The 18,265-nt window shown below is 51.6% G+C and carries 15 protein-coding genes; 3 read left to right on the top strand and 12 right to left on the bottom strand.

All coding sequences use genetic code 11. From position 1 onward, the window contains the following. Nucleotides 1-12: 12 nt before the first annotated feature. From wzyE to trxA, 10 genes are all read right to left on the bottom strand, one after another. Nucleotides 13-1,368, bottom strand: a complete 1,356-nt coding sequence (gene wzyE / locus DW47_RS0103000) for an ECA oligosaccharide polymerase (RefSeq protein ID WP_051150809.1) — start codon at nt 1,366-1,368, stop codon at nt 13-15. Then, a complete protein-coding gene (wecF, locus tag DW47_RS0103005; RefSeq protein WP_029684864.1) occupies nt 1,365-2,447 on the bottom strand; it encodes a TDP-N-acetylfucosamine:lipid II N-acetylfucosaminyltransferase in 1,083 nt (360 codons plus the stop codon). Before wecF ends, wzyE begins: the two co-directional genes overlap by 4 nt. Next, nucleotides 2,444-3,691 (bottom strand): lipid III flippase WzxE, encoded by a 1,248-nt coding sequence (wzxE, locus tag DW47_RS0103010; RefSeq protein WP_029684865.1) that lies wholly within the window; start codon nt 3,689-3,691, stop codon nt 2,444-2,446. The genes wecF and wzxE overlap by 4 nt, the downstream gene beginning before the upstream one ends. Further along, nucleotides 3,691-4,821 (bottom strand): dTDP-4-amino-4,6-dideoxygalactose transaminase, encoded by a 1,131-nt coding sequence (gene rffA, locus DW47_RS0103015; protein ID WP_029684866.1) that lies wholly within the window; start codon nt 4,819-4,821, stop codon nt 3,691-3,693. Before rffA ends, wzxE begins: the two co-directional genes overlap by 1 nt. After that, nucleotides 4,808-5,515, bottom strand: a complete 708-nt coding sequence (gene rffC / locus DW47_RS0103020) for a dTDP-4-amino-4,6-dideoxy-D-galactose acyltransferase (protein ID WP_029684867.1) — start codon at nt 5,513-5,515, stop codon at nt 4,808-4,810. The genes rffA and rffC overlap by 14 nt, the downstream gene beginning before the upstream one ends. Before the next feature lie 29 nt (nt 5,516-5,544). Continuing rightward, nucleotides 5,545-6,804 carry a UDP-N-acetyl-D-mannosamine dehydrogenase gene (gene wecC / locus DW47_RS0103025; protein ID WP_029684868.1) on the bottom strand — a complete coding sequence of 420 codons (1,260 nt, stop codon included), beginning with the start codon at nt 6,802-6,804 and terminating at the stop codon, nt 5,545-5,547. Beyond that, complete coding sequence (gene wecB, locus DW47_RS0103030; RefSeq protein ID WP_038027072.1) at nt 6,801-7,931, bottom strand: non-hydrolyzing UDP-N-acetylglucosamine 2-epimerase; 1,131 nt, start codon at nt 7,929-7,931, stop codon at nt 6,801-6,803. The genes wecC and wecB overlap by 4 nt, the downstream gene beginning before the upstream one ends. A gap of 222 nt (nt 7,932-8,153) precedes the next feature. Then, entirely contained in the window at nt 8,154-9,233 is a 1,080-nt protein-coding gene (gene wecA / locus DW47_RS0103035) for a UDP-N-acetylglucosamine--undecaprenyl-phosphate N-acetylglucosaminephosphotransferase (RefSeq protein ID WP_029684870.1), read from the bottom strand. A 250-nt stretch (nt 9,234-9,483) separates the two neighbouring features. Then, entirely contained in the window at nt 9,484-10,743 is a 1,260-nt protein-coding gene (gene rho / locus DW47_RS0103040; protein ID WP_029684871.1) for a transcription termination factor Rho, read from the bottom strand. 347 nt (nt 10,744-11,090) lie between these two features. Next, a complete protein-coding gene (gene trxA, locus DW47_RS0103045; protein WP_029684872.1) occupies nt 11,091-11,423 on the bottom strand; it encodes a thioredoxin TrxA in 333 nt (110 codons plus the stop codon). A gap of 117 nt (nt 11,424-11,540) precedes the next feature. Between trxA and rhlB the strand changes: the two genes are divergently transcribed. Together rhlB and gppA are read left to right on the top strand one after the other, a co-directional pair. After that, a complete protein-coding gene (gene rhlB, locus DW47_RS0103050; protein ID WP_029684873.1) occupies nt 11,541-12,833 on the top strand; it encodes an ATP-dependent RNA helicase RhlB in 1,293 nt (430 codons plus the stop codon). Between the two features lie 7 nt (nt 12,834-12,840). Beyond that, entirely contained in the window at nt 12,841-14,325 is a 1,485-nt protein-coding gene (gppA, locus tag DW47_RS0103055; protein ID WP_029684874.1) for a guanosine-5'-triphosphate,3'-diphosphate diphosphatase, read from the top strand. 30 nt (nt 14,326-14,355) lie between these two features. On the opposite strand, the gene rep is transcribed toward gppA, so the two are convergent. Further along, nucleotides 14,356-16,383 carry a DNA helicase Rep gene (gene rep / locus DW47_RS0103060; RefSeq protein WP_029684875.1) on the bottom strand — a complete coding sequence of 676 codons (2,028 nt, stop codon included), beginning with the start codon at nt 16,381-16,383 and terminating at the stop codon, nt 14,356-14,358. An 80-nt stretch (nt 16,384-16,463) separates the two neighbouring features. On the opposite strand from rep, the gene ppiC reads away from it, so the two are divergent. After that, nucleotides 16,464-16,745, top strand: coding sequence for a peptidylprolyl isomerase PpiC (ppiC, locus tag DW47_RS0103065; protein ID WP_029684876.1), 282 nt, complete (start codon nt 16,464-16,466; stop codon nt 16,743-16,745). 15 nt (nt 16,746-16,760) lie between these two features. Here ppiC and DW47_RS0103070 read toward each other — a convergent pair whose 3' ends face one another. Continuing rightward, the gene (locus tag DW47_RS0103070; protein ID WP_029684877.1) at nt 16,761-18,227 is read right to left on the bottom strand and encodes a M16 family metallopeptidase; all 1,467 of its coding nucleotides are present in this window, start codon (nt 18,225-18,227) and stop codon (nt 16,761-16,763) included. Nucleotides 18,228-18,265 lie beyond the last annotated feature (38 nt).

The following is an 18,265-nucleotide window of genomic DNA, read 5'->3' on the forward strand; positions in this document are numbered from 1 at the left end:
GGTCTCCAGGGATCAGTGTTTTTTAATAGGAGCAGCGACTTTCACAATCTCTGGCCCGTTATCAGTGCTGCGACGACCATAGATCCACCCTGATAACACTTTAGCCCCTGCCAGACACAGCAGGAAAACGACACAGAAAAAAACAATTCGCGACCCAAAAGCATCAAGCCCTTCACGGACCAGTACAATCAGATTAAAGACCGCGCCAAAACAGAAACTATTCAACACGGCGGCGTTATAGCGGTTGGTCTCATATCGAGCCCGATAATAAAGCGCATCGAACCCTTTGATAATCAGTCCTACCAGCACTGCGCCGGGGATCAATATCCAGACGCCACCCATGACCAGTAATGAACCGACCAGTGTCGGCGATATCGCCAGTCCTGAGTGATTATCCAGAACTTCCCAAGTGAAATAATTGGCACTGTTTAGCACCATCAGAGGTTTGTCATGCCACAGCCAAGTGGGGATAAAGACATAAAAATCCCGCCACATTGGGGCCAGCCCCTGGAACTTGATGTCATGATAGTGGCTGTACAGCGTTGCCAAGTTCTCCCAAGGCGAGAAAGTGTCTCGGGTCAGATAGAGAAAGGTATAGACCGCCTCATCACCGCTGACGTGCAAATTGTAGCGACGTAAGGCCAACCAGAACATGGCTAACACAGACAGTATTCCTGCCGAAACCAATACCGGTAAAGAGATCCAGCCCCTAGAAACCCCAATAAACAGGAACAACGCAAACGCAATAATAATATTGGCGCGGGTCCCGCCGATAATCAGATAACTCAGTACACCAAAACTCACCGTACTGACCAGAAACAGCCACCAGTTTTTACGGTCAGGGCGTAAAAAATAGACCACTAACATAGCAGGGATAAAAAAGTAGAAGAACCGCTTCAGGGCAACATCAGACACTCGAGAAGAAAAGATCTGACTGTAGGAGCTGAGACGGAACAGTAAAAAGCCGTTATGGATAAAAAATACTGCCACCGTACCCACGGCAATCAACGCCAGTAAGCCAGCCAGTATTTGCGCCTCGGTCTGATTCATTCTGAGTCGGTCTTTGACCACAGTAGGCCCATGCCGTCGCAGCCTGATTTTGTAGCTCAGAGAATAGAGTCCATAAAACAGTGTCGCTGAAAGCAGCGCCTGAAGCAGGTACTGCGTAGACTCTACCGGAGCATTGAACCCGAAAACCATTACCCCTGTCAGAGGAAACCCGAAATAGAAAGTCAGTAGAAACAATAAGGAAAAGAAAATATGGAAGTTGAAACGTTCGCGACGAAACGCCTGCCAAGTCAGCGCTAGCACAAACCCAAGGCAACACAGATAAACGGCGGTCAGCCCACAAAACTGTAACGGATTCATAGGCTCCCCCCGTTTTCCAGCAAATTCAACATACGGCTCCAGCCATCAAGATACCCAGGAGAAAGAAAAGCAATCGCCGCTTTATCGCACTGGGTGAGCTGACGGCGGGCTTCATCGATCACCGCACAAGAGAGTTCATCTTCGCGGAATAATACCGGTAAGTGTTGTTCGGTAAGATCCTGCCAAAAGGGATTTTTCCGGCTGACAACAAACGGAATATTTTTCTCAATCAGCAAGCAAAGTGTGCCAATTCCCTGCTGGCGTTCAAAAATGAAATACCCCAGACTGCATTGGTCGAGGAGTTGCTGATAGGTCGAAAAATCCATTTTCTCCGTCAAAATGTTGACTTGTCCCTGCGGAAAATAGTGCTCTGCGGTGTGCCGTACTTGGGCAATATAGTCCGCGTTACCTTGAGGATAGCCCATCGGCACGAGCACTCGCACATCTTGGCCAAACTGACGATGAATATCCGCCAGCACCTGCTGATGCCGATTCGCCGGATCGCCGGAATTCCCCGCCAAGATAGTCAGTGGTTGCCCGCTGACTGTGGCTGAGGGTCCACAACCCGCTTCCGGCATTCTGGCCGGAAAATAGAGCAGTGAGGCCGGCACTGAGGAGATACGCTGGCGGAAATGAGTAATATCTCCCCGGGTGGCCCACACGGCGGCCACGCGTTTTTGAGCCTGACGGCGTAGCAGATAGAAAAGCCGGAAACGCAAACGCCGCGAGTCCTCATACAAATCCGCCCCCCAGATATGCCAGTACACCTGATGGCGGGACAGTTTTCCCCTCAGTAAGGCCAACCATAGCCAAATATTAAACTGCCCGTGGCAGAAAAAACGCTGCCGACGATCTTTCGCCAGTTCAATAACGGCTTGAGCAAAAGATTTTTTATCAGGAAACACTCTGATATCCAGTGCCTTCAGCGCGGTAAACGCGCTGGCATCCGCGGCAACCACCATAAAGACTCGCGCCTCTGCAACGGGGACCTTTTCCGCCAGCTGATCATTAAAAAAATGCAGTAGCGTCAGATTATGGTGGGGAATATCCGATCCCAGCAGATGGATTAATCTTGTCATTTTCGATACCAAAACATAAAAGCTGCCCCACACAGGCAAAAATACACCATATAGCTCAGCGCATATGCCTCTACCGCACCCTCTACGCCCTGTAACGGGATCAGCCACCAAGCAGATGTCAGTAGTAAGATGAACTGGCTAAGTTCAGTCAGAAGATACAGGCGTAATGAGGCGCGGGCGATCACTAGGTAGCCAAAGATATAAGCACCGACCTTAAAGAAATCGCCGGTTAACTGCCAAAAAAACAGATCGCGCATCGCGGTGAACTGTGATGAAAAAAGTAAATGGATAGCGATATCACGCAACAGCCATACTGACAGCGCAATCGCTGCCACCAGAGGCAGATAAAAACAGAGGGCTTTACGCATCTCCATTGCGATCTCTCGTTTGTCTGTGATCCGAGAGAGAGTGGGGAGCAGCCAGACACTAAAGGTCGCCGTGATAAATTGTAGCCAAGCATCAGACAGCGTACTGACCCCTTGCCATAATCCGACATCTTGCCAGTCGGTATGGGCCGCCAGCAGTCGGCGCATCAATATCCACGCTACCGGTAAGGTCGCGGCGGTCATGATCGCCATTAAGGTATATTTCAGTAGGTTACCGGCAATCTGCGGCTGCCACTGCGGGAGCAGCCAGCGCCATTGTAGCGAGGTACGTCTTGTCAGCAGCCATAGCGCAGGTAGCAGTGCCATAGCAGGCACCAACGCCAGTCCGATCAGTGCCCCCCGATAACCTCCTACCCACCAACACAGCAGGTAGCCGCCTACGCCTAGCAGGCTGCCTAGTGCAACCACCAAGGCATTGCCTCGCGCATCACGGAACCCTTTTAGTAATGCCTGCAACAAATTTGCCCAGCCGATACCGGCCTGCAGCAAAGCCAACAGGCGCAGGATGCCCTGATAATGGTCGCTGCCAAACAGTAATGTACTCAGCGGTGCTGCGGCCAGTAGCAGTAGGGTTGCCATCAGTAGGGATGCGATTAACACCAATGCCGCCGCCGCCGAGGTCAGTTGCTGTAACTGCTGCGGGCTCTGCTGATGTTGTGCCACATAGCGGGTGACGCCATTAAAAATTCCAGCGCCGGCAATAACCCCCAACACCGTAATCAACTGGCGAAAATTGCCCGCCAACCCTAGACCTTGCGGGCCGTAGCTTATCGCCATCAACTTAACCACCAGCAACCCACACAGGATTTTGGTCAGTACCGAAAGTGACGTCCAGACAGAGGCTTTTGCCAGCGACATCAGTGCAGTAAGTCCATCAGTGCCTCAATCACTGTCTGCTGATCGGCATCAGAAAGGTTATAAAATAGCGGTAGACGCAGTAGCTTCTCGCTTTCTGACGTCGTAAAACGATCCTCACCGTGAAAACGGCCGAACTGCTGCCCAGCCGGGGAGCTGTGTAGTGGGATATAGTGAAATACCGTCAGGATGTCTGACTGTTTCATCTTCCGGATCAAGCCGTCCCGCCCCTCACTATCGTGCAATCGCAGATAAAACATATGGGCATTATGAGTACACTCGTCAGGAACCGCGGGTAAGCTCAGTAGTCCTTGTTCCGCCAGAGGCGTCAGCGCCTGATAATAACGCTGCCACAGTGTAAGGCGACGCTGGTTAATCTGATCCGCCGCTAGTAGTTGGGCCCACAGATAGGCAGCCTGTAAATCGGACATCAGATAGCTCGACCCCAGATCCCGCCAAGTGTATTTATCTGTCTGTCCGCGAAAGAACTGGCTACGGTTGGTGCCTTTTTCACGGATGATCTCCGCTCGAGCTACCAGTGACGGGTCATTTATCAGGGTGGCGCCACCCTCTCCGCCAGCGGTGTAGTTTTTCGTTTCATGGAAGCTGTAGCAACCAATATGCCCCAAAGTCCCGAGCGACCGCCCTTTGTAAGTCGACATCATTCCCTGAGCCGCATCTTCAATGAGGAATAACCGGTACTGTTCGCATAGCGCCAGTACGGTATCCATCTCACAGGCCACCCCGGCATAATGCACTACCACAATGGCACGCGTTTTCTCAGTGATCGCCGCGGCGATCAGGGTTTCATCGATATTTAGGGTATCCGGCCGGATATCTACAAAAACAATGTGCGCGCCGCGCAACACAAAGGCATTGGCGGTTGACACAAAGGTATAGGAAGGCATGATCACTTCATCGCCTGGGGCGATATCGATCAGCAGTGCGGCCATTTCCAGAGATGCCGTACAGGACGGTGTCAGCAGTACTTTCGGGCAGTCAAAACGCTGTTCCAGCCAGTGTTGGCACCGGCGGCTAAAAGCCCCGTCACCACTGAGTTTACCACTACCCATCGCCTCACGAAGGTAATCGCTTTCGTTGCCGGTCACCGGGGGAGAATTAAAGGGAATCATCAGCGCTCCTATAGAACCAGTAAGCCGTATTTTCCAGCCGTGCGCCGTTTCTCAAATACAGACGCATCGCAATGACGTTACTCAATTGTGTGGTGATCGCTAATCGCTTGGCCCCGCGTACCCTTCCCCAGTCAGCAGCAGCCAGCAGTAAGCGCTGGCCGACACCCTGCCCCTGTTGGTCAGGGGCGACCGCAAGTAGACCAAGACGGGCTTCCTCTCCCTTTGCCCGCACTGAGGCAAAGCCAAAGATCTCACCCTGAGCGCCACAAGCTACCAAGCATTGATCATCAAACTGGCCGTTCACGGCGTTCTCAATCCATTGCGCATAAAATTGTTGGCTCTGGTCCGTACGGTACCAAGGTTGACGAAAGCGGCTGTAAACGATTTCTCGACAGGCCGCTTGGCGCAATTCGGGGATCTGTTGAGGACGGGCAACCCTGATCCCCGGTTGACGTTCGGTATTATCTAGGGACATTGTTAACGTGGCTTCCCCTTCGGCCAACTGGAAGCCAAGCTGATTAAGCCATGTTATGGCCGTATAATCCTCAGCGGCGGCCTTGGCCTGTAACAGCGGATACTGATCCATCTCAGAGTGGGATAATGACGTCCCCTCCCCCAGTACCAAGCGGCCATGGTCAAAACCAAAAAATTCTGATTCCCACGTCAAAGGAATAATGGTGCCTTGTATCTGCATCGCTACTTCCTGTCAGCCCGGCGAACCGGTTATTGCCATAAACCCCGAGTATCGACTTTACGATACCCAGCTAGTTTTTGACGGTCGATAGCCCGGAACGCTTGGTGGTCAACCAGCAGCACCAAAATATCCGCCTGTGCCAGTGCTGCCTCAACCTCAACCAAACGGACATTATCCGCCAGCTGTTCCGGCAAGGCTGCCACATGGGGTTCAACAGCCAGGACTGGACCACGGTGCCAATCGCCGATTTGGCGGACGATCGCCAGGGCAGGACTCTCACGCAGATCGTCAATGTCCGCTTTAAAAGCCAGCCCAAAACAGGCAATGGTCACCTCATCCGCCCGCAGGCCGCTCTCGGTAACACAGTCAGCCAACTGCTGTCTGACTTGGTTCAACACCCACTCCGGCTTACTATCGTTGACTTCACGGGCGGTACAGATAAGACGTGCCTGCTGCGGATTCTGCGCCACGATAAACCAAGGATCCACCGCGATACAGTGGCCGCCGACCCCTGGCCCCGGCTGCAGTATGTTGACTCGAGGATGACGGTTAGCCAACGCGATCAGTTGCCAGACGTTAATCTGTTGCTGATCGCAAATCATCGATAATTCGTTAGCAAAGGCAATATTGACATCACGGAAGCTGTTTTCTGTCAGTTTGCATAGCTCAGCAGTACGATCATCGGTGGTAATACACTCACCAGCCACAAATATCCGGTAAAGTTCACTGGCCCGAGCCGCACAACTGGGACGCATCCCGCCAATCACTCGGTCATTACTGACCAGCTCATCAAGGATCTTGCCGGGTAATACCCGTTCTGGGCAGTAAGCAATATGAATATCGGGATGCTCACTGTGCTGGGGGAAAAGGAGGTCAGGACGTAATGCTGCCAACCACTCTGCCACCTGGCCACTGCTGCCCACCGGACAGGTCGATTCAATGACCACCAGGTTACCTTTTTCCAGTACCGGTGCGACAGACTCCGCTGCCGCACGGACATAGCTAAGGTCCGGCTGATGCCCCGCAGAAAAGGGGGTCGGTACCGCAATCATAAAGGCATCGGCAGCCTCAGGCTGTGTGGTAGCATGCAGGTTACCTTCTGTGACCACACGGGTAACCACTTCTGCCAGACCGGGTTCAGTAATATGGATGTCACCACGATTAATGGTGCTCACCGCCAGCGGGCTGATATCGACACCGATAACCCTCACCCCTTGTGATGCCAGAATGGCCGCCGTAGGCAGACCAATGTAACCTAACCCAATCACAGAAATCCTGTTAAAACTCATAGCGCGTCTCTGTACTGTTTTAAAATATCGACAATTTGTCGGCAGGCGGTACCGTCACCGTAAGGGTTATGGGCGTGTCCCATTTGCTGTCGCAGTGCCGGACTATCCAGTAAGGCAGAAACCTGGCTGACAATCTGTTGCGTATCAGTACCCACCAGACGCACGGTTCCGGCTTCAACCGCTTCTGGGCGCTCTGTAGTATCGCGCATCACCAGCACCGGCACACCTAGTGCCGGTGCTTCTTCTTGGATACCACCAGAGTCTGTGAGGATTAATGTGGCCCGATTCATCAGCCAGACAAACGGCAGATAATCCTGGGGGTCGATCAGAAAGACATTCGGAATAGCCTGTAAAATACGGCGGGCCGGCTCGCTGACATTAGGATTGAGGTGTAACGGATAGACAATACCAATATCTGGATAACGCTGTGCCAGTTCAGCAAGCGCTTGGCAGATACGTTCGAAGCTCTGCCCAAAGTTTTCTCGGCGATGCCCCGTCACCAACACCATCCGCTGACCAGGCTCTAGAAACGGATAACGGGCAGCCAGCCGCTGTTCCAATCCCGGATCCTGCATAATTTTATCTCTCACACGGAACAGTGCGTCGATTACCGTATTGCCGGTGATATAAATCTGCTGCGAAGGGATATTTTCCCGTAAGAGGTTCTCTTTTGCCGAGAGGGTGGGTGCAAAGTGGAAGCGAGCTAGATGCGCAGTAATTTTGCGATGGCCCTCTTCCGGCCAAGGAGAAAAGAGATTACCGGTACGTAGACCGGCCTCGACATGCCCCAGCGCAATACGCTGATAGTAAGCCGCCAGACTGACCGCCATAGTGGTGGTGGTATCACCATGTACCAGTACGATATCTGGGCGAAAGCTCTCCATCACCTCGCTGACGTCGGTGAGGATCCGTGCCGCAATCGCCGCCAGGTTCTGGCCGGGACGCATTACATTCAGGTCATAGTCAGGTTTCAGACGAAACAATTCCAAGACCTGATCCAGCATTTCCCGATGCTGAGCTGTGACACAGATGCGGGCATCAATGCCCGGTTCGTCGGCCAGAGCCATCACCAGAGGCGCCATTTTTATGGCTTCCGGGCGCGTGCCAAATACCGTTAATACCTTCACGCAAAGTTCCTTAGTTTGCTGTTGTATCAGCTATCGTTATCTGCCCTGATAAACGATAAGGGGAGCTGAATGGGGCTGTCTTGCAGAACGGCAGGGAGCCCCCGTCACTCTTCTGCCTTTCTACCGGCGATAAGTGCCGAGAATATATTGTCGATAACGTGCCCGGCACCTACAAACAGAATAATATCTGTTATTTCCTACCGGTGCTTTGATCTCATACGCTCACTGCAGTCGTGCTTTACGCCGTTGGTGCCATCTACGTTTCAGGCGGCGTACCCGCCGCGAGACACGCCACGCATGTTTAAGACAGTAGCCATAGACGAGGAATACCGCTAAAAACAACAGCATCATTCCCCATTCAGGGATAAAGGTCAGATACTCGCCGACCACACCAAACAATGCCAGTAGGGCGGCTGCTAGGGTAATCAGCAAAAATGCTTGCCCGGAACTGAATCCGGCACGCATCATCAAATGATGGATATGTTGTCGGTCGGCCGTAAATGGACTCATTCCTTTACGCAACCGACGATACATAATCGCCACCATATCCATCAACGGAATGGCGATTATCCATAACGCCGTTACCGGATGCACATCGTGGCTAACGCCTTGGGTCGTTTTGAGTAATAACCAAATAATAGTGAAGCCGATCATAGTACTACCGGCATCCCCCATAAACACCTTATAGCGGCGTCCGAGCAGACCCAAATTGAGCAGGATATAGGGCACAGTGGCAGCAATCATCGCAAAGCACCAGAACGCTAAGCTGTGCTGCCCTTTCAGCAGCATTAGGATCCCGAGAGCACCGAAACTGACACAGGAGAGCCCCCCGAGCAGTCCATCGATCCCATCGACCATATTGAAAGCGTTAATCGCCGCCCATACCGCAAACAGAGTCAGCACATAGCCAAATGGCCCGACATTTAACTCCACCGGCCCTATCACGTAACCAAAACTGGTTAGATAGATACCGGCACAGGCCATCATGGCAATAGCCACTATCGCCTGTACCACCGCCCGCAGCCGGACGCTAATATCAAAACGATCATCCAAGGCCCCTACCAGCACTAGGATACCGGCACAGGACAAGTACAAGGCCGCATCCGGCTGATAACTTTTGGTCAGTATTAATGCGAAAGCAATACCCGCAAACACTGAGATCCCTCCCACCAGAGGGATAGCCCCCTGATGACGTTTTCGGGAGTCAGGCTTATCGACCAGCCCGATTTTTTTGGCCACCTTACGGGCACAAAATAAAAACCCCAGCGAAAAGAGAAACGTCAGGCTGAGTTCAATACTCATATTGAGTAAATTCACATTAAATACTCTCGATTAGAATTCTCATTAGGATACAAACAGGGTGTCCTTTGATTCAGATAATGAGTAATTCAATACCTACGGGTGCTTTCCCGGATGTTGTCTGCATGTCTAACTCCATCATAAATTTCCCGCACATGATAATGCTATAACCGGAAAAACAAAAACGCCACGTAAAGACGTGGCGTTTTAACACTTTCAACAAATTCCTAATCCCATCATTAGGGGAGCGATGTTACGAACGCTTCATCATATCGAAGAATTCTTCGTTGGTTTTTGTCATAGCAAGTTTGTTGATCAGGAATTCCATCGCATCAATCTCACCCATTGGATGGATGATTTTACGCAAGATCCACATTTTCTGTAGCTCTTCCTGAGTAGTCAGCAGCTCTTCTTTACGGGTTCCTGAACGGTTATAATCAATCGCTGGGAAGACACGTTTTTCCGCAATCTTACGCGAAAGATGCAGCTCCATGTTACCGGTACCTTTAAACTCTTCATAGATGACTTCATCCATTTTAGAGCCGGTATCAACCAGTGCTGTCGCAATAATGGTCAGACTTCCGCCCTCTTCGACATTACGTGCGGCACCGAAGAAACGCTTAGGACGGTGTAGGGCATTAGCATCCACACCACCGGTCAGGACTTTACCGGATGCCGGGACCACGGTGTTATAAGCACGGGCCAAGCGGGTAATGGAGTCCAGCAGAATAATGACATCTTTCTTATGCTCAACCAGACGCTTAGCTTTCTCGATCACCATCTCAGCAACCTGAACGTGACGTGACGCTGGCTCATCAAAGGTAGAAGCAACCACTTCACCTTTCACCAGACGCTGCATCTCGGTCACTTCTTCTGGACGCTCATCGATCAGCAGCACCATCAGCTCACAGTCAGGATAGTTGTAAGCAATACTCTGGGCGATATTCTGCAGCAGCATGGTTTTACCAGCTTTCGGCGGTGCCACAATCAAACCACGCTGGCCACGACCAATCGGTGAGGCCAAATCAAGAACACGGGCAGTAATATCTTCTGTTGAACCGTTTCCACGTTCCATACGCAGGCGGTTATTGGCATGCAGAGGAGTAAGGTTTTCGAACAGGATTTTATTGCGGGCGTTTTCAGGCTTGTCGTAGTTAACTTCGTTGACTTTCAGTAACGCGAAATAGCGTTCGCCTTCTTTCGGCGGGCGAATTTTGCCGGAGATGGTGTCACCGGTACGCAGGTTAAAGCGGCGGATCTGGCTAGGAGAAACATAGATATCATCCGGGCCGGCCAGGTAGGAACTGTCCGCCGAACGCAGGAAACCAAATCCATCCTGCAGGATTTCCAGCACACCATCACCAAAGATGTCTTCACCACTTTTTGCATGCTGCTTCAGAATGGCAAAAATAATGTCCTGTTTACGCATACGCGCGAGGTTTTCTAACCCCATATTTTCGCCGAGAGTAATCAGCTCAGACACCGGCGTATTTTTTAATTCGGTAAGATTCATAGTGATGGGTTCTTGACTCGGGGTATTACTCGGAATGTTAGTCATGGGTGGTATGGCAGGAAAACCAGCCTTTAACCTGTAAATAGAAATATGTTAACTCTGAGCCCGACACTGACGTCGTCAATAAACAGCGACAAACAAATGACGAGACGGCCTTGATGCGACGTGGTGGATATCCACCGGATTGCTAACCCATTCTCTAGGTAACGCAGACTGGCTTAACAAAGGAAATCTTAGATTCTGACTACTGGTAAGAGCGTAATGCAGTGAAAGTAACTTAACACGCTAAAATGCAGACGTCCAGTGATAGCACAAAAATAAACCACCACTGGCGTCTGATTCTGACATTAACCGAGGTTAGCGTTCAGGAACTCTTTCAGCTGACCTTTAGACAGGGCGCCTACTTTGGTCGCAGCCACTTCACCATTAACGAATAACAGTAAAGTAGGAATACCACGGATACCGTACTTCGGCGCGGTGCCCGGGTTATCATCGATGTTCAGTTTGGCAACTGTCAGTCGGCCTTGGTACTCTTCGGCCACTTCATCAAGGATGGGTGCGATCATTTTGCACGGACCACACCATTCGGCCCAGAAATCTACCAGTGTCACACCTTCAGCTTTCAGGACGTCGGTTTCGAAACTGTCATCGGTCAGGTGAATGATTTTATCACTGCTCATGTATTGCTCCACAAAATTATGCCTGGCGAATTGGCGTAAAATGTATCAACGTAAGTTGACTTTATTTCATTGGATACGCTTTCGTAAAGCGACATTAAGCTGATATTCTACCACACTATGAGCAAAACACACTTAACAGAAAAGAAGTTTTCCGACTTCGCCCTGCACCCTCAGGTAGTGAAAGCCCTTGATAGCAAAGGATTTCAGTACTGTACTCCGATTCAGGCATTAGCACTGCCATATACCCTTTCAGGGCATGATATCGCGGGTCAGGCGCAAACCGGTACCGGCAAAACGATGGCGTTTCTGACGTCAGCGTTCCATTATCTGCTGTCTCATCCTGTTGCCGAAGGGCATAAAGTGAATCAGCCACGGGCATTAATCATGGCGCCAACCCGCGAACTCGCGGTACAGATCCATGCTGATGCAGAACCGCTGGCTGAGAGTACAGGACTGAAACTGGGCCTGGCTTATGGCGGTGATGGATATGACAAACAACTGAAAGTTTTGGAACAGGGCGTAGATATTCTGATCGGTACCACCGGTCGTCTGATTGACTACACCAAGCAGAACTACATCGACCTCAGTGCCATTCAGGTAGTGGTGCTGGATGAAGCGGATCGCATGTTTGATCTCGGCTTTATCAAAGATATCCGCTGGTTGTTCCGCCGCATGCCTGCGGCATCAGAGCGGCTGAATATGCTGTTCTCGGCCACGCTATCATGGCGCGTGCGTGAACTGGCGTTTGAACATATGAATAACGCAGAATATGTCGAAGTTGAACCTGAACAAAGAACAGGTCACCGCATAAAAGAAGAGCTTTTCTACCCTTCTAACGAAGAGAAAATGCGCTTACTGCAATCGTTGGTGGAAGAAGAGTGGCCAGATCGTGCCATTATTTTTGCCAATACCAAGCACCGCTGTGAGGATGTCTGGGGACATCTGGCTGCGGACGGACATCGGGTCGGTTTGCTGACCGGCGATGTACCACAGAAAAAACGCCTACGTATTCTTGAAGAATTTACTCAGGGCAACTTGGATATTCTAGTGGCAACAGATGTTGCGGCACGTGGATTACACATTCCAGCCGTCACGCATGTGTTTAACTACGACTTACCGGATGACCGTGAAGACTACGTCCACCGCATTGGCCGTACCGGACGTGCCGGTGCCAGCGGACACTCTATCAGCCTAGCCTGTGAAGAGTACGCCCTGAACTTGCCGGCGATTGAAGAGTATATCGGGCATAATATTCCGGTCAGCAAGTACAACAGTGATGCATTACTGACGGACCTGCCGGCGCCAAAACGCCTGCCTCGTCGTCCGGCGAACAATAATAATCGCCGTGGCAACAATAATAACCGTCGTAATGGACCACCACGTAACAACAACCGTAAACGTTCAGGTTAAGTCTGCCATGCAAAGCGCATCATCACTTTATGCTGCTATTGATTTAGGTTCTAACAGTTTTCATATGCTGGTGGTGCGCGGGATTTCCGGCAGTATCCAGACCGTAACGAGGATCAAACGTAAAGTGCGCTTGGCTACCGGTCTGAATCAGGAAAACCACCTGTCTGACGAGGCGATGGCCCGTGGCTGGCAGTGCCTGCGCTTGTTTGCAGAGCAGCTTCAGGACATTCCTGCCAGCCAGATACGGGTAGTGGCTACTGCCACATTACGCTTGGCGACAAATGCCCAACAGTTTCTGAGCGTGGCCGGCGAAATCCTCGGCTGTCCGGTGGAAGTGATCAGCGGTGAAGAAGAAGCACAGCTAATCTATCAGGGCGTTGCCCATACTACCGGTGGCTCCGATAAGCGTCTGGTGGTGGATATCGGTGGCGGCAGTACTGAACTGGTAACCGGTTCTGGGGCGGAGACTACTGCCCTTTTTAGTTTGCAGATGGGCTGTGTCACTTGGCTGGATCGTTATTTCACCGATCGTTGCCTGACCCGCGATAACTTCGAGCGGGCCGAAGCGGCTGCACGAGAGAAAATTCAGCAAATTAGCACAGTGCTGCGTGAAAAAGGTTGGGAGATCTGTGTCGGCGCGTCAGGAACTGTTCAGGCGCTGCAAGAAATTATGGTCGCCCAAGGGATGGATGAGCAGATCACCTTGAGTAAACTGCAGCAGCTGAAACAGCGGGCCATTCAGTGCGGTAAGCTGGAGGAGCTTGAGATCGAAGGACTGACCCTGGAACGTGCACTGGTCTTCCCGAGCGGTTTATCGATTCTGATTGCCGTTTTTCAGACGTTACAGATAGACAGTATGACGCTGGCTGGCGGCGCACTGCGCGAAGGCTTGGTATATGGCATGCTCAATCTGCCCGTCGACAAAGATATTCGTACCCGTACCCTGCACACTATCCAAGTGCGGTTTGCTATTGATACTGATCAAGCCACACGAGTCGCTCAGCTGGCTGATGTCTTTTTTCGCCAGGTCAGCCAGGCATGGAAACTGGATGATCGCTGCCGAGAACTACTGCTAAGTGCCTGCGCCATTCATGAGATCGGTCTGAGTGTCGAGCACCGCCAAGCCCCACGTCATGCCGCGTATCTGGTGCGCTCACTCGATTTACCTGGTTTTACGCCAGCGCAGAAGAACCTACTCTCTTCGATGCTGGAAAACCAGCAGGGCAGTATCGACTTGGCATTATTGGCTCGGCAGAATGCACTGCCGCCACGGCTGGCAGAACGTATTTGCCGTCTGCTGCGTCTGGCGATCATCTTCTCCAGTCGCCGTCGTGATGACACCCTGCCTGCCCTCAGACTCCAAGCAGATGATGACAGCATGCAACTGACACTCCCCGCCGGTTGGCTGCAGGCTCATCCGTTACGGGCTGAGTTTCTTGAGCAGGAGATTTATTATCAAAGCTATGTCCACTGGACCCTCAGCCTGAGATAACCGCATTCACCGGCCAGTAGGCCGGTGGATTTAGCTCTGCGTTTTTTTCGATTGCTCCAACATCGCCCTCAGTCCCGCCACTCGGCTTTGGCTGTTGACCATCCGCTCCTCACTGCTCATTTTTTTACGCTCGCCTTCCCATACCAAATCATCCTGCGGCAATTCCAGCAGAAAGCGACTTGGCTCTGGACGCATCTGCTCGCCATACTGTCGGCGCTCGCGGCACAGAGTAAAGGTCAGCTCTTTACGGGCACGGGTGATCCCCACATAAGCAAGACGACGCTCTTCCTCAATATTATTCTCATCAATACTGCTCTGATGTGGTAACAAGCCTTCTTCCATACCGACCAAATAGACGTAAGGGAACTCCAGTCCTTTAGAGGCATGCAAAGTCATCAATTGCACCTGATCCAGCTCTTCGTCGCTCTCCCCACGTTCCATCATATCGCGCAGCGTGAAGCGAGTAACCACTTGGGTCAGGGTCATCGGCTCCTCCAGATCAGAGCCCTCTAGCATCTCTGTCATCCAACGGAACAGGGTATTGACGTTTTTCATCCGCATTTCAGCGGCCTTCGGGCTGCCGGAACTTTCGTATAACCAGCTTTCGTAATCCACGCCATGGATCAGATCACGGACCGCTGCTACCGGTTCTCGTTCACTCAGCGCCACCAAAGACGCCAGCCAGTGAGTAAAACGCTGTAAATGTTCCAGAGATCGGGCAGGCATCCGTTCTGCTAAGCCAAGATCAAAACTGGCACGAAACAGACTTTTATCGCGGATCCCCGCCCACTCACCCAGTTTCTGCAGGGTAGCAGGACCGATTTCCCGACGCGGGGTATTCACGATCCGTAGAAATGCGCTGTCATCGTCCGGGTTAGTCAACACCCGTAAATAGGCGAGGATATCTTTGATCTCCGGACGCGAGAAAAAAGACGTTCCACCGGAAATCCGGTAAGGGATACGGTTCTGCATCAGCAGCTTTTCAAAGACCCGTGACTGATGGTTCCCACGGTAAAGGATCGCGTAATCCTGATAGCGGGTCTTATTAATAAAGTGATGGGCAATCAGCTCACCGGTCACCCGTTCGGCCTCATGGTCTTCATTATTGGCGGTGATCACTTTTAGCTGACTGCCTTCCCCAAGTTCAGAAAACAGTTTTTTCTCAAACACATGTGGGTTATTAGCGATAAGAATGTTGGCGGCCCGCAGAATACGTTGCGAAGACCGGTAGTTCTGCTCCAACTTAATCACCTGTAGAGCCGGGAAATCCTGTTTCAGCAGTACCAGATTTTGTGGCCGTGCGCCGCGCCAAGAATAAATCGACTGGTCATCATCACCCACCACCGTAAAGCGCGCCCGAGCACCGGCCAGCAACTTCACCAACTGATACTGACTGGTGTTGGTATCCTGATACTCATCCACCAACAAATAGCGGATACGTTGCTGCCAGCGTTCCCGCACCTGTTCATTTCGCTGCAACAGCAAGGTTGGCAGCAGGATCAGATCATCAAAATCCAACACATTACAGGCACGCAGATGCCGATCATACAAAGCATAACAGTGCGCGAACGTATGTTCCTGTTCTGACTGTGCCTGAGCCGTGGCGGTCGCCGGATCCGTCAGATCATTTTTCCAGTTCGAGATCGTGGAAACCAGCTGCTGTAGCAGGGTTTTGTCCTCCTCCAGCCACTCCCGGGTCAGATCTTTCAGTAACGCCATCTGGTCCTGATCATCAAACAGAGAAAAATTAGACTTCATTCCCAGCGCCGCATACTCACGCTTAATGATCTCCAACCCCAGGGTATGGAATGTCGAGATGAAGAGCCCGCGCGCTTCCTTGCGTCCCAACGTCTGCGCCACACGCTCTTTCATTTCTCGGGACGCTTTATTGGTAAAGGTGACGGCGGTGATATGTCGAGCCTGATAGCCACACTGGCGGATCAGGTGAGCAATTTTGTTGGTGATCACGCGGGTTTTGCCGGAACCGGCCCCGGCCAGCACCAGACACGGGCCGGTCACATACTCGACAGCATGTTGCTGACCAGGATTTAAACGCATAAAAAATCGCTCTGTTGATGGAGTAAAGGATGATATATAAGGCGGCAAGTATACACATCTCAGATTCAGGGAGTCGAGATATGGCAAAAACAGCCGCCGCATTACACATTTTGGTGAAAGAAGAAGCTCAGGCGAAAGAATTACTGACGCGTCTACAAAAAGGGGCCAGTTTTCAGCAACTGGCAAAGAAATATTCGACCTGCCCGTCCGCCCGTAAAGGTGGAGAACTCGGTGAATTTCGTCGCGGACAAATGGTACCAGCTTTTGATAAAGCTGTATTTTCCTGCCCGTTGCTGATGCCCTATGGACCGGTGAAGACCAGCTTCGGCTATCACATCATCAAAGTATTGTGGCGTCAGTAACTGACGCCACTGCAGCTATTGTTGAGCCGGTGTTGAGGTATCTGTGCTGCCGTCAGTCTGCGCAGGTGAGACAATAGCATCAAACTGCGCCCTCAGTGTCTGTGCGGGCACGGTAGTCTCTCCTGCCGGCTGAGAAAGTACTAGGGTCAGCGGCTGAGAGAACAACTGCCGTAACTGTTGATTCAGTGTGTCTACGGTCAGTCCAGTTAAAAACGCCTGACGTAAGCGCTGATACTGCTCTGGGGAAATATCCGTCACATTATTCTGTTGTGAGCGCAGACGCTGGGCAATCAGCATCTGGGTCCCGGTGTGCGCATAGGTCGCATACAGAGTATTCAACTCCGCAGTTTTCGCGGTGATCAGTTGTTCAAAAGCGCTCTGTGACAAACCGTTATCACGCAGTGCGACAAAATCGTTGGCGACTTTCTGTAGCTGCTGCGAAAGATTATCTCCAGCAGTATCGATACTTAGCCCACACTGAGCACGCTGATAAAACACTCGGCAATCCAGACCATAAAGGACATCCGCCGGGGTTTTGGCCTCTTGTTGTGGTTGCAGGTGCCAGTACAATACTTCCCGTGCGAGATCGCTTAGCCAGTATTGCTGCAAGGTCTGCGAATCGGTGATTGGCGTCCAGGGCATATCCCAAATCAGAGATAAACGATCAGAGGCACGCTGGCTGTCCTGTAGATTGACTGCATCCCCAGATAATGGCGGCAGCACCACCATCGGTGCCGGCGTGCTCCGCTGCCCTTTCAGAGCAGAAAAGGTTTTTGTGATGCTTTCTGCCAGACTGCGGCTATCAACGTTCCCAACCACATACAGGGTCATGGCATCCGGGGTATACCATTGATGATAAAAATCATTCAGTTGTGCAATATTGACCGGTGAACTGGCGTTGGTCAGAGGATCGTGGGCCTGTAAGACAGTCCCCTTTACACGGTAATTCCACCAAGCCGAATCCGGGGTTGGCGGCCAAGTACTGGTCGGATCGGAAGCCATTTCAGCGGTATTCACCACCTGCTGATTAATCGCCATATTGCCAGCGGTCGCCGCCAGCCATTGCAGGGCATCCTTCATCAGGTCTGGTCGATTCGCCGGTAGGCTGAGATTATATTGCGTATAGTCATAGGACGTGATGGCCGGCGAGAGTGCCCGCTGTTTATTAATACTTTGCTGCCATAATTCACGCTGTTGTGCAGTCGAGATCGCGGTGTTATGCACCAAGGCCACCCGTGTCAGGAGATGACTGTAACCCGCCTGTGCATCGCCCTCGTTCACGGAACCACTGTTCACCACCAATCGCAATTCTACACTGTCACTCGGACGCTGAGGTGTCGAAAGAACCTGCCAGCTAAAGCCATTTTTCAGTTTCCCCTGCTGCCAAGCAGGATCTGGCTGTAGGGTCTCTGCATGCAACGTAAAACTGGCGGCGACGACGATCACGCTACTCATCCAGTACAAGAATTTAGTGCCCTGCATGTAAACCCCTAATCTTCAGAATGAAAATTGTTATTTTC

The sequence above is a fragment of the Tatumella saanichensis genome, from assembly GCF_000439375.1.
GTDB classification, from domain to species: domain Bacteria; phylum Pseudomonadota; class Gammaproteobacteria; order Enterobacterales; family Enterobacteriaceae; genus Tatumella; species Tatumella saanichensis.

Bases quoted from the DNA above. Each gene is read 5' to 3' on its own strand.
- wzyE (WP_051150809.1), bottom strand. From the start codon at position 1,368: ATGAATCCGTTACAGTTTTGTGGGCTGACCGCCGTTTATCTGTGTTGC.
- wecF (WP_029684864.1), bottom strand. From the start codon at position 2,447: ATGACAAGATTAATCCATCTGCTGGGATCGGATATTCCCCACCATAAT.
- wzxE (WP_029684865.1), bottom strand. From the start codon at position 3,691: ATGTCGCTGGCAAAAGCCTCTGTCTGGACGTCACTTTCGGTACTGACC.
- rffA (WP_029684866.1), bottom strand. From the start codon at position 4,821: ATGATTCCCTTTAATTCTCCCCCGGTGACCGGCAACGAAAGCGATTAC.
- rffC (WP_029684867.1), bottom strand. From the start codon at position 5,515: ATGCAGATACAAGGCACCATTATTCCTTTGACGTGGGAATCAGAATTT.
- wecC (WP_029684868.1), bottom strand. From the start codon at position 6,804: ATGAGTTTTAACAGGATTTCTGTGATTGGGTTAGGTTACATTGGTCTG.
- wecA (WP_029684870.1), bottom strand. From the start codon at position 9,233: ATGAGTATTGAACTCAGCCTGACGTTTCTCTTTTCGCTGGGGTTTTTA.
- rho (WP_029684871.1), bottom strand. From the start codon at position 10,743: ATGAATCTTACCGAATTAAAAAATACGCCGGTGTCTGAGCTGATTACT.
- trxA (WP_029684872.1), bottom strand. From the start codon at position 11,423: ATGAGCAGTGATAAAATCATTCACCTGACCGATGACAGTTTCGAAACC.
- rhlB (WP_029684873.1), top strand. From the start codon at position 11,541: ATGAGCAAAACACACTTAACAGAAAAGAAGTTTTCCGACTTCGCCCTG.
- gppA (WP_029684874.1), top strand. From the start codon at position 12,841: ATGCAAAGCGCATCATCACTTTATGCTGCTATTGATTTAGGTTCTAAC.
- rep (WP_029684875.1), bottom strand. From the start codon at position 16,383: ATGCGTTTAAATCCTGGTCAGCAACATGCTGTCGAGTATGTGACCGGC.
- ppiC (WP_029684876.1), top strand. From the start codon at position 16,464: ATGGCAAAAACAGCCGCCGCATTACACATTTTGGTGAAAGAAGAAGCT.
- DW47_RS0103070 (WP_029684877.1), bottom strand. From the start codon at position 18,227: ATGCAGGGCACTAAATTCTTGTACTGGATGAGTAGCGTGATCGTCGTC.